Origin of the sequence: Sphingomonas daechungensis (assembly GCF_014489495.1) — a bacterium.
GTDB lineage: Bacteria > Pseudomonadota > Alphaproteobacteria > Sphingomonadales > Sphingomonadaceae > Sphingomicrobium > Sphingomicrobium daechungense.
On the sequence record NZ_CP060780.1, the window covers coordinates 766152 to 779078 of the forward strand.

Below are 12927 nucleotides of genomic sequence, written 5' to 3' on the forward strand. Positions count from 1 at the left end.
CCTTTCTTGCATGTCAGTGCGAGCGGGGATCGTAGGTCGAACGGGTGCTGAGCAGCCTGAGCGGCTTGTGATGATTTCCTGAAAAGCGTGGGTTCGTCAGTCCTCGGACGACTTGCTCTTCATTGCGAAGGCGATCGCTGCCCCGGCCGCGGCGAAGATCAGTGCGAAGCTGGCATTCAAGGACAGGTCGACGCGCCAGAATGGCGGGCGCAGCTCTTCGCTACTGGTGAGATAGAGTAGTCCCCATCCAACGACCGTGGCTGCGGTGCCCGCGAGCATCGAGGGCACGATGCGCCATCCGAACTTCTGCACCATCAGAAAGGCAACCAGCGCGCTGACGAGATACAGCAGCCACAACGCGGTCTCGTTCAATACACACGCGCCTTGGGTTTGAAGTACTGGACGTCCTCGGTGAGCGTGAAGTCGTGGACCGGGCGATAGTCGATCTTAACCGATCCGCCCTTGCCGCCCCAGCCGTCGAACCAGGCGATGGTGTGCTTCATCCAGTCCTTGTCATTCCGGTCGGGGAAGTCCTCGTGCATGTGCGCGCCGCGGCTTTCCTTGCGGTTCGCGGCGCAATGCATGGTGACGACGGCCTGCGCGATGAGATTGTCGAGCTCTAGCGTCTCGACCAGATCGCTGTTCCAGATGAGGCTGCGGTCGCTGACGCGGACGTCCTCCATCGTCTTGTAGACGGCGTCTATCTTGGTCTCGCCTTCCGCGAGCGTGCGCTCGGTGCGGAACACGGCACAGTCGGCCTGCATGGTGCGCTGCATATCGAGACGGATCTCAGCGGTCGGGCGGTCGCCTTTCGCGTTGCGAAAGTGGTCGAGGCGAGCGAGCGCCAGGTCGGCGGAGTCCTTCGGGAGTTCCGGCTGCGCGGCGTTCTTCTTGAGGATTTCGCCCAGGCGCAGGCCGGCCGCGCGGCCGAACACCACAAGGTCGATCAGGCTGTTCGAGCCCAAGCGATTGGCACCATGAACCGACACGCAAGCCGCTTCGCCGACTGCGAACAACCCGGGCACGACCGCGTCCGGATTGCCATCCTTCAGCGTCACAACCTCCCCGTGGAAGTTCGTCGGGATGCCGCCCATGTTGTAATGCACGGTGGGCGCGACCGGGATGGGCTGCCGCCGCAAGTCGACACCGGCGAAGGTCATCGCCGTCTCGGTGATCCCCGGAAGGCGCTCCGCCAGAATGGCCGGATCGAGGTGGTCGAGGTGAAGGAAAATATGATCCTTGTGCTCGCCGACGCCCCGACCCTCGCGCATTTCCATCGCCATCGAGCGTGAGACGACGTCACGGCTGGCGAGGTCCTTCGCGTGCGGAGCGTAGCGCTCCATGAAACGCTCGCCGTCGGAATTGGTGAGGTACCCGCCCTCGCCGCGCGCCCCCTCGGTGATGAGCACGCCCGCACCGTAAATGCCGGTCGGGTGGAACTGCACGAACTCCAAATCCTGCAGCGGAAGGCCGGCGCGAAGGACCATCGCATTGCCGTCGCCGGTGCAGGTGTGCGCGCTGGTCGCCGTGAAATAGACGCGGCCGTAGCCACCGGTGGCGAGCACCACGGATTGTGCACGGAAGCGATGGATCGAACCGTCGTCCATGCAAAGAGCGACGACTCCGCGGCACTCGCCACCTTCCATGATGAGGTCGAGTGCAAAATATTCGATGAAGAAGTCGGCGTCGTACTTCAGGCTCTGCTGGTAGAGCGTGTGGAGCATCGCATGGCCGGTACGGTCGGCTGCGGCGCAGGTGCGCTGCGCGGCCGGGCCCTCCCCCATGTTCTGCGTCATTCCGCCGAAGGCGCGCTGGTAGATCTTTCCGTCCGCCCGCCGGCTGAACGGCATCCCCGCATGTTCGAGTTCGATGACCGCCGCAGGAGCTTCGCGGACCATATATTCGATTGCGTCCTGGTCGCCGAGCCAGTCGGCGCCCTTGACGGTGTCGTACATGTGCCAGGTCCAGTGATCCGGCCCCATGTTGCCAAGCGAGGCGGCAATGCCTCCTTGCGCCGCGACGGTATGGCTTCGGGTTGGAAAGACCTTGGTGATGCATGCGGTCTTCAGGCCGGCGTTCGCCGCGCCCATGGTGGTGCGAAGGCCGGCACCGCCAGCGCCGACAACAACGACGTCGTAGGTATGATCGATGATCTGGTAAGCGCTCAAGCTGCGGCTCCGAATGCGATCTTGGCCAGCGCGAACAGCGCAAAGGCGGCGCCGAAGACGGCGACGAACAGAAGCAGCGTGTTCAGCGCGAAATTGCTGCCCGGCTCGTGCACGTAATCGTCGACGACGACCTTCAGGCCGTCCAGCCCGTGGTAGAAGGACGTGATCACGAACAGGGCCATCGGAACCGCCCCAAGCGGCGAGCGCAACCATTCGCGAAGGGTGCCGTAGTCCAGACCCGGCAAGAACAGCAGCGAGGCAATCAGCCAGACGCCGAGCAGGAGCAGCGCCAGACTGCTCACCCGCTCCGAAATCCAGTGCTCGCCGCCTTCGCGGGCGGAGCCAAGGCCGCGGACCTTGCCGAGCTCGGTCGAGCTGTCACCCAGGCTCATTTCGCAACTCCCAGAAGATAGAACCAGATAGCCGCGGTCACCACGACCGAACCGACGAAAGTGGAGACGGCCGACGCCTTGTTCGGCTTCAGGTCGAAGTTCTGGCCGGTGTCCATCACCAGGTGACGAATGCCCGAGAAAAGGTGCTGGAAGAACGCCCAGGTCAGGCCGATCAGGACGACCACGCCAACCCAGGTCTGCGCGATCGCGGCGAAGTCGCCGTAAGCATCCGCACCCTTCGCCAGAGCCAGCAGCCACCAGGTCAGGACCGCGAGCCCGGCTACGGTCAACGCACCGCCCGAAATCCTGTGGAAGATCGATGCCGCCATGCCCGGTCCCCAGCGCCAGATGCCGAGGTGCGGCGAGAGCGGTCGCGCCCGTTGTTCAGCCATGAGGGCTACTCTCCTGTTCGTCTGCAGGCCGCGCCGGCCCCTTGAAAGTCGATGCCCGATTAGGCTCGGGGTGCTCGAAGGGCAAGATTCGGCAGGCCCTAACTCGCCCTTAACCATTAGCGGAGCATTTCAGCCCCGGACATTGCGTGTGAAGGCGGGGACTAGAAGGCATGAGCGTCGACATTGGTAATCTGCCGCGCCTTAGCGACGAGCAGGTCAACTCGCGGCTGAAGGCCTACAGCGACGGCGGCAAATTCCAGGATTCGCTGCGCTGGCTCTGGGCCAGGCCGGTGACGTGATCGAGGAATGCTCACGCCGCCATTTCGGCGAAGAAGCCGTCAAATTGAACCGCGCCTATTTCACCATGAAGGTCGATTCCGCCTGGGTTCGCGCCGTCGCCGAGCAAGGCGTCCAGCTGTTCGTGAAGAAGAAGAGCGTGCCGGAGTTCGTCGCGTCCCACGCTGACATGTCGCGCGATGTGATTGCCGAATTCGAGACTCGCTTCGAAGGCAAGACCGAAGACCGGCTGACCGCGATCGATGCGTTCAGCCGCGCGCTTGCCTATGCCGAGGATATCATCCTTGCCCAAATCACCGTTCTCGAAGCCTGCGAAGCGGCCGATGCCCGCGGCAAGCAGAACGAAGAGTTCGAACGTCGCGTCGGCGAGTTGTTCCGCGCAAGCAGCGACCAGTCCAAGTCGCTGACCGAGCGCACTCGCTCGACGGCCTCGTCGGCGCGCGGAATGCTCGGCAAGACAAGCGAAGTTGCCGCTGCCGCGGAACAGTCGGCCGTCGCGATGCGCGAAGCTGCGCAAACCGCTGCTGGCCTCATTCGCGCCATCGAGGACGCTCGCTCAGAAGTCGAAGTCGCCGCCGATGTCGCCATCCGCGCCGGAGACCAGGCCAGCGAGGCCGTGAAGGTCAGCCAAGCTCTTTCGGGACACGTCGAAGCGATCGAATCCATCCTCGGCCTGATCCGCGACATTGCGGGCCAGACCAACCTTCTCGCCCTCAATGCCACCATCGAGGCGGCCCGGGCCGGCGATGCCGGCCGCGGTTTCGCTGTCGTCGCACAGGAAGTGAAGAGCCTCGCCTCGCAGACGGCTCGCGCCACCGACGACATCACTGCCAAGATCACGGCCATCCAGCAGGCGACCAAGCAGACGGTGGAAGCCAACGGCTCGATCCAGGGCACGGTCGAAGAGGTTCAGACCTCGGCCGACCGCATCCGCCAGGCCATGGAGCTTCAGGCGCAGACCGTGACGATGATCACCGCCGCCGTCGACGAGACCGCGCTGGCCGCGGACTCGATGAGTTCGACGATCGCTGCGATCCGCACCGACACCGAGAATGTCGCCAAGGACATCGATCAGGTCGAACAGGGCTTCGGCCGCTTCGCCGAGCAGATTTCCGACTTCACCTCGAAGACGAAAGAGTTCGTTACCCGCGTCGCGGCGTAATCTCCCGCTTTCGCGGGCGTGACGAAACAACGGTGCGGCGCTAACGAGCGCCGCATGAACATCCTGATCACCGGGGCAAGTCGCGGAATCGGCGCGGCGGCTTACGATCTCCTGAAGTCGCGGGGCCACAACGTAGTCGGCCATTCGACCAAGGGTAACGCAGACCTGATTGCCGGCGACCTGATGGACCCCGCAGTCCCACGCGAGATTTGGGAGGCTGCTCTGGAACGCCTCGACGGGCGAATTGACGTGCTGGTCAATAACGCCGGCATCTACGAAGCGAATCCCCTGAGCACTCGAGATCGAGACTGGCGGACCGCTTGGTACGCCACGTTGACGATAAACTTGCAGGCACCCGCCGACCTGAGCCGTCTCGCGGTAAAGCATTTTCAAGAAATGGGCGGCGGCCGCATCGTCAACGTCGCGAGCCGCGCAGGCTGGCGCGGGGACAGCCCGGATCATTGGCACTACGCCGCATCAAAGTCCGCCCTGATCGGCATGACCAAGACCATCGCACGCGCCTACGCGGCTGACGGCATCTACGCCTTCGCGGTCGCCCCTGGCTTCACCGTTTCGGAAATGACCGAGGAGTATTTGAAGGGTCGTGGCGGCGCTGCGGTCGTTGCCGATATCCCACTCGGCCGCGTGGCGAATACGGATGAGGTCGCGGAGGTCATCCGCTGGCTCGCAACCGAAGCCCCCGCCTCCTCGACCGGCTCGACCATCGATGTGAACGGCGCGAGCTATGTTCGCTAGCATTGCCGCAGCCGCGCTTGCAGCCGCAACACCGGCGACGATCGCCGAACATGAGGCCGCCTGCGCCGGAAAGGACGGTTGGAGCGACCCGGCGCCGCCGATCAGGATCTTCGCCAACGTTTACGACGTAGGCACCTGCGGCATCGTTTCGCTGCTGATCACCGGACCGCGCGGCCACATCTTGCTCGACGGAGCGACGGAAGAAGCCGCGCCCGGGATCGCCGCCAATATCCAGCGGCTTGGCTTCCAGCTCTCCGACGTGAAAATCATAGGCGCGAGCCATGAGCATTATGACCATGTCGGCGGCCTGGCGGAGCTCCAGCGGCTGACCGGCGCAACGGTGATGTCGATGCCGTCGGCCTATCTCGCGCTCGAAACCGGCAAGGTCGATGACGACGACCCGCAGCTTGGACTTCACAAGCCGTACCAGCCGGCGAAGGTGGGCATCATGCTCGCCGACGGCTTCGTCGTCCGCCAGGGGCCGCTTGCAATCACCGCCCACGCCACTCCCGGCCACGCGCCGGCAGCACGAGCTGGTCTTGGCGCTCCTGCGAAAGCGGCCGCTGCGTCACTTTCGTCTACGCCGACAGCGTGAGCGCCGTCTCGTCGGACAGCTACCGCTTTTCCGACCACAAGCGTTACGTCACGACCTTCCGTGAAAGCTTGCGCAAGATCGAACGGATGCAGTGCAGCCTGCTCGTCACCCCGCACCCCGCCGCCAGCAATCTATACGACCGGCTCGCCGGCAAGGCCCCGCTGATCGACGGTAGTGCTTGCAAGCAGTACGCGCAGCGCGGCCGCGCGGCACTCGACGCGCGCCTGACGAAGGAACAGGCGAAATAAGCTACCGGGTCACCATCGCGTGCACGCGCGCGCAGGGCGAAGCGATCGGCAGCGCGGAAGATCTCTTCATCGCCAGCGAAGCACCCCGGTCGTCGTCGCCGACGAACCCGACGAAACCAAGCCGGACGACTGGGTAATCCACGCTTACTTCGAGGCAGAACCCACTTCCGAAGAGCTGATCGAACTGCGAGGCCTGGGAAGCGGCGAACCCGAGATCGAACATCTCGAGGACAGCACGGACTGGATCACCAAGAGCCAGCAGGGCCTGCAGCCAATCCGCGCGGGCCGCTTCTTCGTCCACACGCCTATGCATTACGTCGACCGACCGGCGGACACGGTCAACTTCGAGATCGACGCGGGCCTCGCGTTCGGCACAGGCCAGCATGCGACCACCGCCGGCTGCCTGGACGCGCTCGACCGGCTGGCCGTCTCAGGCGCCGCTTTCGCGAACATCGCCGACATCGGCACGGGCACCGGCCTGCTTGCATTCGCAGCGCTAGCGCTCTGGCCAGAGGCGCGTTGCATCGCGACCGACATCGACCCCGTGGCTATCGACGTTTCGCGCGAAAATGCGGCCATCAATGGAGTGAAGACCGGACACAACCCGGGCGAACTTTTGCTGGCGGTGGCGGATGGAATGGACTCGCCCATGCTCGCCGCGCGGGCCCGTTCGACTTGCTGATCGCCAATATCCTCGCCGGGCCTCTCATTGAGCTTGCTCCCACGTTCGCAAAGTCGCTTGCGTCCGGAGGAACGGTGATTCTCGCCGGCCTGCTCGATACGCAGGCCGACGCGGTGGCAGCCGCTTATCAGGCACAGGGCCTTCAACTGATCGATCCCGGCCATGGCGAATGGCCGGTGGTCGAACTGAAGGCGCCGTAAGCAGCTTTTGTCTTGCCTGCGCCCGGTGCCGCTGCAATCCAGCCGCACTGTCTTCTGCAGGTCTCCACGCATGATCCCGATTCTTGCTGCTCTTCTCGCGGCCCAGGCCGCTCCCGCATCTGCGCAACCGCCGGAACCGCCCAAGGCTGGAGCGCAAAAGCCCGCCGCGGAAGCCGAGAAGGAACCTCTGTTCAAGCTGACCGAAGTCGCGTCGACAGGATCGGTCACCGTTGGCGGGCGCCGCATCGGATATCAGGCGGTCGCGGGAACTCTGGTCGTCCATTCAAAAGGCTGGGAAGACACGGACGCGATCGAGAACAAGGCGAAGGCCGGCGGCGATGATGACGACAAGCCCAAGGCCGAAGCGTCGATGTTCTACACCGCTTACTTCAAGAACGGCATTCCCGCTTCCGACCGACCGATCACGTTCCTGTTCAACGGCGGTCCCGGCTCGTCGACCGTCTGGCTGCACATGGGTGCGTTTGGACCGGTTCGCGTACAGACCGCGGACGCCGTTCACACGCCGCCTGCGCCATATTCCGTCGTCAACAACGACCAGAGCCTGCTCGACGCGTCCGACCTCGTTTTCATCGATGCGCCCGGCGTCGGCTTCAGCCGCATTGCCGGGAAGGACAAGGAAAAGGCGTTCTACGGCGTCGACCAGGACATTGACGCGTTCGCGCAGTTCATCACCCAATTCCTCTCGAAATACGGTCGCTGGAACTCGCCCAAGTACGTCTTCGGCGAAAGCTACGGAACGATGCGTGGTGCGGGCCTCGCCCTCGCCCTGCAGAACAAGGACGTCGATCTCAACGGCCTGATCCTGCTGTCCGACATCCTGAACTGGGATTTCCTGCCGGACGATCCACAGATCAATCCGGGCGTCGACTATCCCTATATCGTATCGCTGCCGACCTACGCAGCGACGGCTTGGTACCACAACCGCGTCGCCAACCGCCCGGTCGACCTCCAGGCCTTTCTTGCCGAGGTCGAGGGCTTTGCCACCGGAGAATATGCCCTCGCACTGATCAAGGGGAATGACCTCCAGCCTGATGAGCGGCAGCGGATCGCGGAGAAGCTGTCGGCTTATACCGGCCTCTCGGTGCCGTACCTGCTGAAGACCAACCTCCGCATCCAGTACGGCGCGTTCCAGAAAGAGCTGCTCGCCAACCAGGAGCAGACGACCGGAACGCTCGACACGCGCTTCCTTGGCGCAACGCTGGACCCGCTCAGCAAGGTCGCGAGCTACGATCCGCAGAGCAGCGCAATCAGCGCGGCCTACGTCGGGGCGTTCAATACCTACGTGCGGCAGACCCTCCACTACGGTGAGGGCGTCGAGTTCAAGTCCGGCATCGATATCTACGGCGACTGGGACTACAAACACCAGCCGCCCGGCGCGTCCAAGCCGTTGATTGCGCTACCGAATGTCCTTCCGGACCTTGCCGTCGCGATGAAGCAGGACCCCGACCTCAAGGTCATGGTCAACGGCGGCTATTACGACGTCTCGACGCCCTACTTCGCCGGCAAGTTCGAAATGCGCCATTTGCCGGTGCCCGCGAACATCCTGAGCAATGTCGAGTATCATTATTACGAGTCCGGCCACATGGTTTACGCGCACCCGCCGTCGTTGAAGGCGATCCACGACAATGTCGCGGACTTCATCCGGAGAACGAGCAATACGCGCTGAAATCGGCCAATAATTCGATCGATTCGGGCGAAAATCTTCGGAACCGCGCCTCAGAATCCGAGTTTCTCAGGCTATGACTGCGTCGATCCTCATTGTGGAAGACGAGATGCTCGTGGCGCTCGAGATGCAAAGCATTCTCGAAGACCATGGCTATCAGGTCGCCGGGATCGCGGTCGACCTCGAAAGCGCCATGACCTTCGCCGACGGCACCATCGACCTGGCCCTTGTCGACTTGAACCTCCGCGACGGGCTGACCGGTCCGCAGATCGGCAAGCGTCTCGCCAGTGAGCACAATTCCGGCGTCCTGTTTATCACCGCCAATCCGCTGTTGCTCGGCGACGGCGTCGCGGGCACGATTGGTGTGCTGACGAAACCCACTGACGAGCCGAGCCTGGTATCAGCCGTTACTTTTGCCCTTCGGAAGCGTCAGGGAGAGCCGGCGGAAGCGCCGAAGGCGTTACGCTGCTTCAACTGATCGGATCCGGCTCAGCGCCGCTTCCGGAAGTTCGATCTCCACGCAAAGTCCTTCTACCGGCCAGCGTCGCTCGAGTGTGCCCCCAACTGCCGAACGATGCTGATTTCGGTCAGCCGGGTCCCAAAGCCATGCAATTGCGGGACTCGGTGAATTAGCGGCCCGCCCTCTTCGCTCCAACTCAGGTGCACACGCCCGTCCCGCAGAGACGAAACGACCCGAACGCGCCCCTCAGGTGTCGAAAGACCGCCATATTTCGTCGCGTTGGTCGCAAGCTCGTGAAACACCAGGCCGATCGGAGTCGCACCCCGGTCATCGACCTGGACGTCGTCACCTTCAATGGTAAGCCGGCCCTCGTCCAGCGCCGGATAGGGGCTGAGGAGGTCGAACAGCAGTTCTTTCAGCGTCGTCGGGCCATCGTGACGCGCGCTTTCTTCGCTGTGGGGCCGGACGTAGTCGTGCGCCCGCCCAAGTGCCGCGACGCGCGACTGCATCTGGCGCGCAAAATCCTTCATTCCCGGAAACTGCCTCGCGGATAGCCCGATCAGGCCGTTCACGACCGCGAAGATGTTCTTGATCCGGTGGCTGAGCTCGCGGCTCAGGATCTGATTGTGTTCAGCGATGCGCTTCTGATCGTCGATTTCGGTGCAGGTCCCGACCCAGCGGACGATCCGCCCCTCATCGTCGCGAACCGGCAGTGCGCGACCCAGGGTCCAGCGAAACTCGCCGCTATGGTGACGCAGCCGGTATTCGATCTCATACGGGTCGCCAGTCTCAAGGCTGTGCCTCCAGCGCGCCCAGGCTCGTGCCTGATCGTCAGGATGGAACATGCCGTTCCAGCCCTCGCCATCGGTTGAGCCTTCAGGAACGCCAGTGAACGAGTACCATTGCGCGTTGTAATAATCGTGCGAGCCGTCCGGCAGCGTCGACCACACCATTTGCGGCATCGCATCCGCCAGCTGCTGGAAGGATATCTGGCCAGCGACAAGCGACGGCGGGTCGGAGATCGATAAACTCACACATTTCCTTCCCGTCCGTCAGCGTGCGGCATGCCCGCTGTCCCGTCGGATCAAATAACATTTATCAGCCGTAGAGAACTCCTACAGCGGATTTGGGTTGCCCGCTCCTATTTCCCAGTCAGTCTGTCGCGTCAGGCGTCGGCGACGATCTGCGCCCATTCCGCTTCGTTGATCACGCGGATGCCGAGTTCTTCGGCCTTCTTGAGCTTCGACCCCGCACCGGGGCCCGCGACAACGAGGTCGGTCTTCGCGCTGACGGAGCCGGCGGCGCGGGCACCAAGGCGTTCCGCCTGTGCCTTCGCTTCATCGCGGCTCATGGTTTCCAGGCTCCCGGTGAAAACGATCGTCTTGCCCGTCCACTCAGTCTGCCTGGCATCGCTCACGAAGGGCTTCGGAGAGACCTCCGACAGCAAATCGTCGAGCGCTTCCCGATTATGCTCTTCGTGAAAGAAATCGACGAGGGCCTCCGCCACGACTGGACCGACGCCTTCGACAGCCGCGAACTCGGCCTGCGCATCCGGGTGCGCTGCCACCCTGCGAAGCTCCTCGACCGTGCCGAAGCACTTGAGCAGGTCCCTGGCCGTGACGATGCCGATTTGACGGATGCCGAGCCCGAACAGGAAACGCGGCCCGTCCGGTTCCCGCTTGGCTTCGATAGAGCCCAGCAGGTTGTCGACCGACTTCTCCTTCCAGCCCTCAAGGCCGATCAAGGCGCCGCGATGGTTGCGCAGGCGGAAGATGTCTGCGGGCGAATGTAGCCAACCGAGTTCGATGAACTCCGCGATCGACTTCTCGCCGAGGCCTTCGATATCGAGCGCACCGCGCGAAACGAAGTGCCGCAGCCGCTCGAAACGCTGCGCCGGGCAGATCAGGCCGCCGGTGCAGCGGACGTCGACTTCGCCTTCCTCGGCGACGGCCTCGCTCTGGCATTCGGGACAGTGGTCCGGAAAAACGTAGGGTTCGCGAACCTCATCGCGCGTAAGATTCTCGACGACCTGCGGGATGACGTCGCCGGCCCGCTGGATGCGAACGCGGTCGCCAATGCGGAGGCCGAGCCGCTGGATTTCGTCGCGATTGTGCAGGGTGACGTTGGCGACGATCACGCCTCCGACGCCAACCGGAGTCAGGCGGCCAACGGGTGTCAGCTTGCCAGTCCGCCCGACCTGGATGTCGATCGCTTCAAGGGTGGTCTCGGCCTTCTCCGCCGGAAACTTGTGCGCCAGCCCCCAGCGCGGCGCCCTGGCCACGAAGCCGAGCCGCTCCTGCAGGTCTAGGCGGTCGACCTTGTAGACGACACCATCGATGTCGAACGGAAGGTCGGCGCGCGCCTTCTCGATCGCGCGGTAGTGCGCGAGCATGGCGGCCGTATCGTCACAGCGGACGAGCAGGTCGCTGACGGGAATGCCGAAGCTCTCGATCCGCTTCATCGCCTCGAACTGCGTGTCTGCCAGCGGTTCCGAAACCTCGCCCCAGCCATGCGCGAGGAAGCGCAACGGGCGGGCCGCCGTGATGCTCGCGTCCTTCTGGCGGAGCGAGCCTGCAGCGGCATTGCGTGGGTTCGCGAAGATCTTGCCGCCGGAAGCTTCCTGCCGCGCGTTCAGCGCCTCGAAGTCCGCCTTCGACATGTACACTTCGCCACGGACTTCGAGCACGTCCGGAGCGTTCGCGATGTGCTGCGGAATGTCGGCGATCGTTCGGACGTTCGGCGTGACGTCCTCGCCGACCGCTCCGTCGCCGCGCGTGGCCGCGAGGACCAGATCGCCCCTTTCGTAGCGAACCGAGCAGCTCAGCCCATCGATCTTCGGCTCGGCGGTCATCGCCACGAAGGCCTCGGCCGGAAGGTTCAGGAAGCGTCGGATCCGGGCGGCGAAATCGTTGACTTCGTCCTCCGAGAACGCGTTCTCCAGGCTCAGCATCGGCCGCGCATGAGCGACCTTGGCGAGCGCGGTCGTCGGAGCAGCACCGAGCCGCTTCGACGGCGAATCCGGCCTCACCAGCTGCGGAAATCGCTCTTCGAGTTCCCTGTTCTCGCGAACCAGCGCATCATAGTCAGCGTCGCTGATCTCCGGCGCATCCTGGTCGTGATAAAGCTTGTCATGATGCGCGATGAGCCTCGCCAGCCGCATCAGCCGATTGGCGGCCTCCGCCTCGCCGATCGAATCCGCCATGCTCAGCCGAACGTTTCCTCGAGCAGGTTGATGAAGCTGGTCCACGACCGCTCGGCCGCCAATTCGTCATAGCGCACCGCGTCCAGCCCGATCTTGTGCGCATTGGGGTTGGTGAAGCCGTGCCGGACATTGCCAAACGCGTGAATCTGCCAGTCTGCGCCTGCTTCGGTGAACTCCTTGCCCAGGGCGACCACATGGTCGGGCGGCGCCATCGGATCGTCCCAGCCGTGGAAGACCACGATCTTGATGCTGGTCTTCTCCGTCGGCCAATTGGGCGGATCGAGCAGGCCGTGAAACGCGACGGCTGCGGCGATGTCGACGCCGGTCCTCGCCACGTCGAGCGCGCACTTCCCGCCGAAGCAGTAACCGGCAACCACCAGCTGGCCGTCCTCGACCTCACGCAGCCCACGTACCTGCTCGACGATCGCGAGCAGCCGCCGGCGCAATGCCACGCGATCGTCGCCGAGCCGCGTCATTTCCCCGAACATCACATCGCGCGGGGCACCGTGGAATTTCTTCCCGAAAATGTCCGCGACGAAGCCATTGTAGCCAAGCTCGACCAGCTGCTTGGCAAACCCGATTTCCAGGTCGGACACGCCCATCACCGTCGGGATCAGCATGACTGTCGGCCGCGCCTGACTGTCGCGGCGGCCGACGAATACGCCTTCCAGTTCCTCCCCTCAAATGTC

Annotated in this window: 16 protein-coding genes; 9 read left to right on the forward strand and 7 right to left on the reverse strand. The window is 63.8% G+C overall.

All coding sequences use genetic code 11. The features are described 5' to 3' along the window. Positions 1–96 precede the first annotated feature (96 nt). From H9L15_RS04010 to sdhC, 4 genes are read right to left on the reverse strand one after another with little or no spacing between them, the layout of a single operon-like run. A complete protein-coding gene (locus tag H9L15_RS04010) occupies positions 97–372 on the reverse strand; it encodes a hypothetical protein (RefSeq protein ID WP_187715242.1) in 276 nt (91 codons plus the stop codon). Then, positions 369–2168 (reverse strand): succinate dehydrogenase flavoprotein subunit, encoded by a 1800-nt coding sequence (gene sdhA, locus H9L15_RS04015; RefSeq protein WP_187715243.1) that lies wholly within the window; start codon positions 2166–2168, stop codon positions 369–371. The genes H9L15_RS04010 and sdhA overlap by 4 nt, the downstream gene beginning before the upstream one ends. Beyond that, positions 2165–2560, reverse strand: a complete 396-nt coding sequence (gene sdhD / locus H9L15_RS04020) for a succinate dehydrogenase, hydrophobic membrane anchor protein (RefSeq protein ID WP_187715244.1) — start codon at positions 2558–2560, stop codon at positions 2165–2167. The genes sdhA and sdhD overlap by 4 nt, the downstream gene beginning before the upstream one ends. Then, the gene (gene sdhC / locus H9L15_RS04025) at positions 2557–2952 is read right to left on the reverse strand and encodes a succinate dehydrogenase, cytochrome b556 subunit (RefSeq protein WP_187715245.1); all 396 of its coding nucleotides are present in this window, start codon (positions 2950–2952) and stop codon (positions 2557–2559) included. The genes sdhD and sdhC overlap by 4 nt, the downstream gene beginning before the upstream one ends. 170 nt (positions 2953–3122) lie before the next feature. On the opposite strand from sdhC, the gene H9L15_RS18580 reads away from it, so the two are divergent. The 9 genes from H9L15_RS18580 to H9L15_RS04060 all read left to right on the forward strand — a co-directional run bounded on the left by H9L15_RS18580 (position 3123) and on the right by H9L15_RS04060 (position 9054). After that, on the forward strand, positions 3123–3251 hold the full coding sequence (locus H9L15_RS18580) for a hypothetical protein (protein WP_262984909.1): 129 nt from the start codon (positions 3123–3125) through the stop codon (positions 3249–3251). Further along, positions 3248–4411, forward strand: a complete 1164-nt coding sequence (locus H9L15_RS04030; protein ID WP_223276489.1) for a methyl-accepting chemotaxis protein — start codon at positions 3248–3250, stop codon at positions 4409–4411. The genes H9L15_RS18580 and H9L15_RS04030 overlap by 4 nt, the downstream gene beginning before the upstream one ends. Before the next feature lie 54 nt (positions 4412–4465). Next, on the forward strand, positions 4466–5167 hold the full coding sequence (locus H9L15_RS04035; protein WP_187715246.1) for an SDR family NAD(P)-dependent oxidoreductase: 702 nt from the start codon (positions 4466–4468) through the stop codon (positions 5165–5167). Next, positions 5157–5762 (forward strand): MBL fold metallo-hydrolase, encoded by a 606-nt coding sequence (locus H9L15_RS04040; protein ID WP_223276490.1) that lies wholly within the window; start codon positions 5157–5159, stop codon positions 5760–5762. Before H9L15_RS04035 ends, H9L15_RS04040 begins: the two co-directional genes overlap by 11 nt. After that, a complete protein-coding gene (locus H9L15_RS16970; protein ID WP_223276491.1) occupies positions 5759–6010 on the forward strand; it encodes an MBL fold metallo-hydrolase in 252 nt (83 codons plus the stop codon). The genes H9L15_RS04040 and H9L15_RS16970 overlap by 4 nt, the downstream gene beginning before the upstream one ends. Positions 6011–6029: 19 nt before the next feature. Beyond that, positions 6030–6692, forward strand: a complete 663-nt coding sequence (locus H9L15_RS04045; RefSeq protein WP_187715247.1) for a 50S ribosomal protein L11 methyltransferase — start codon at positions 6030–6032, stop codon at positions 6690–6692. Beyond that, positions 6686–6892: a 50S ribosomal protein L11 methyltransferase gene (locus H9L15_RS18585; protein WP_187715248.1), complete on the forward strand. Its 207-nt coding sequence runs from the start codon at positions 6686–6688 to the stop codon at positions 6890–6892. The genes H9L15_RS04045 and H9L15_RS18585 overlap by 7 nt, the downstream gene beginning before the upstream one ends. Before the next feature lie 70 nt (positions 6893–6962). After that, positions 6963–8579: a S10 family peptidase gene (locus H9L15_RS04055; protein WP_187715249.1), complete on the forward strand. Its 1617-nt coding sequence runs from the start codon at positions 6963–6965 to the stop codon at positions 8577–8579. A gap of 73 nt (positions 8580–8652) precedes the next feature. After that, positions 8653–9054 carry a response regulator gene (locus H9L15_RS04060; RefSeq protein WP_187715250.1) on the forward strand — a complete coding sequence of 134 codons (402 nt, stop codon included), beginning with the start codon at positions 8653–8655 and terminating at the stop codon, positions 9052–9054. 53 nt (positions 9055–9107) lie between these two features. Here H9L15_RS04060 and H9L15_RS04065 read toward each other — a convergent pair whose 3' ends face one another. The 3 genes from H9L15_RS04065 to H9L15_RS04075 form a co-directional block, all read right to left on the reverse strand. After that, a complete protein-coding gene (locus tag H9L15_RS04065; RefSeq protein WP_187715251.1) occupies positions 9108–10070 on the reverse strand; it encodes a sensor histidine kinase in 963 nt (320 codons plus the stop codon). A 131-nt stretch (positions 10071–10201) separates the two neighbouring features. After that, the gene (gene ligA, locus H9L15_RS04070; RefSeq protein ID WP_187715252.1) at positions 10202–12238 is read right to left on the reverse strand and encodes an NAD-dependent DNA ligase LigA; all 2037 of its coding nucleotides are present in this window, start codon (positions 12236–12238) and stop codon (positions 10202–10204) included. A 2-nt stretch (positions 12239–12240) separates the two neighbouring features. Next, positions 12241–12858 (reverse strand): dienelactone hydrolase family protein, encoded by a 618-nt coding sequence (locus H9L15_RS04075; RefSeq protein WP_187715253.1) that lies wholly within the window; start codon positions 12856–12858, stop codon positions 12241–12243. Positions 12859–12927 lie beyond the last annotated feature (69 nt).

Coding starts and splice junctions, on each gene's coding strand:
- sdhD (WP_187715244.1), bottom strand. CDS start 2,560: ATGAGCCTGGGTGACAGCTCGACCGAGCTCGGCAAGGTCCGCGGCCTT.
- sdhC (WP_187715245.1), bottom strand. CDS start 2,952: ATGGCTGAACAACGGGCGCGACCGCTCTCGCCGCACCTCGGCATCTGG.
- H9L15_RS18580 (WP_262984909.1), top strand. CDS start 3,123: ATGAGCGTCGACATTGGTAATCTGCCGCGCCTTAGCGACGAGCAGGTC.
- H9L15_RS04035 (WP_187715246.1), top strand. CDS start 4,466: ATGAACATCCTGATCACCGGGGCAAGTCGCGGAATCGGCGCGGCGGCT.
- H9L15_RS04040 (WP_223276490.1), top strand. CDS start 5,157: ATGTTCGCTAGCATTGCCGCAGCCGCGCTTGCAGCCGCAACACCGGCG.
- H9L15_RS04055 (WP_187715249.1), top strand. CDS start 6,963: ATGATCCCGATTCTTGCTGCTCTTCTCGCGGCCCAGGCCGCTCCCGCA.
- H9L15_RS04060 (WP_187715250.1), top strand. CDS start 8,653: ATGACTGCGTCGATCCTCATTGTGGAAGACGAGATGCTCGTGGCGCTC.
- ligA (WP_187715252.1), bottom strand. CDS start 12,238: ATGGCGGATTCGATCGGCGAGGCGGAGGCCGCCAATCGGCTGATGCGG.
- H9L15_RS04075 (WP_187715253.1), bottom strand. CDS start 12,858: ATGCTGATCCCGACGGTGATGGGCGTGTCCGACCTGGAAATCGGGTTT.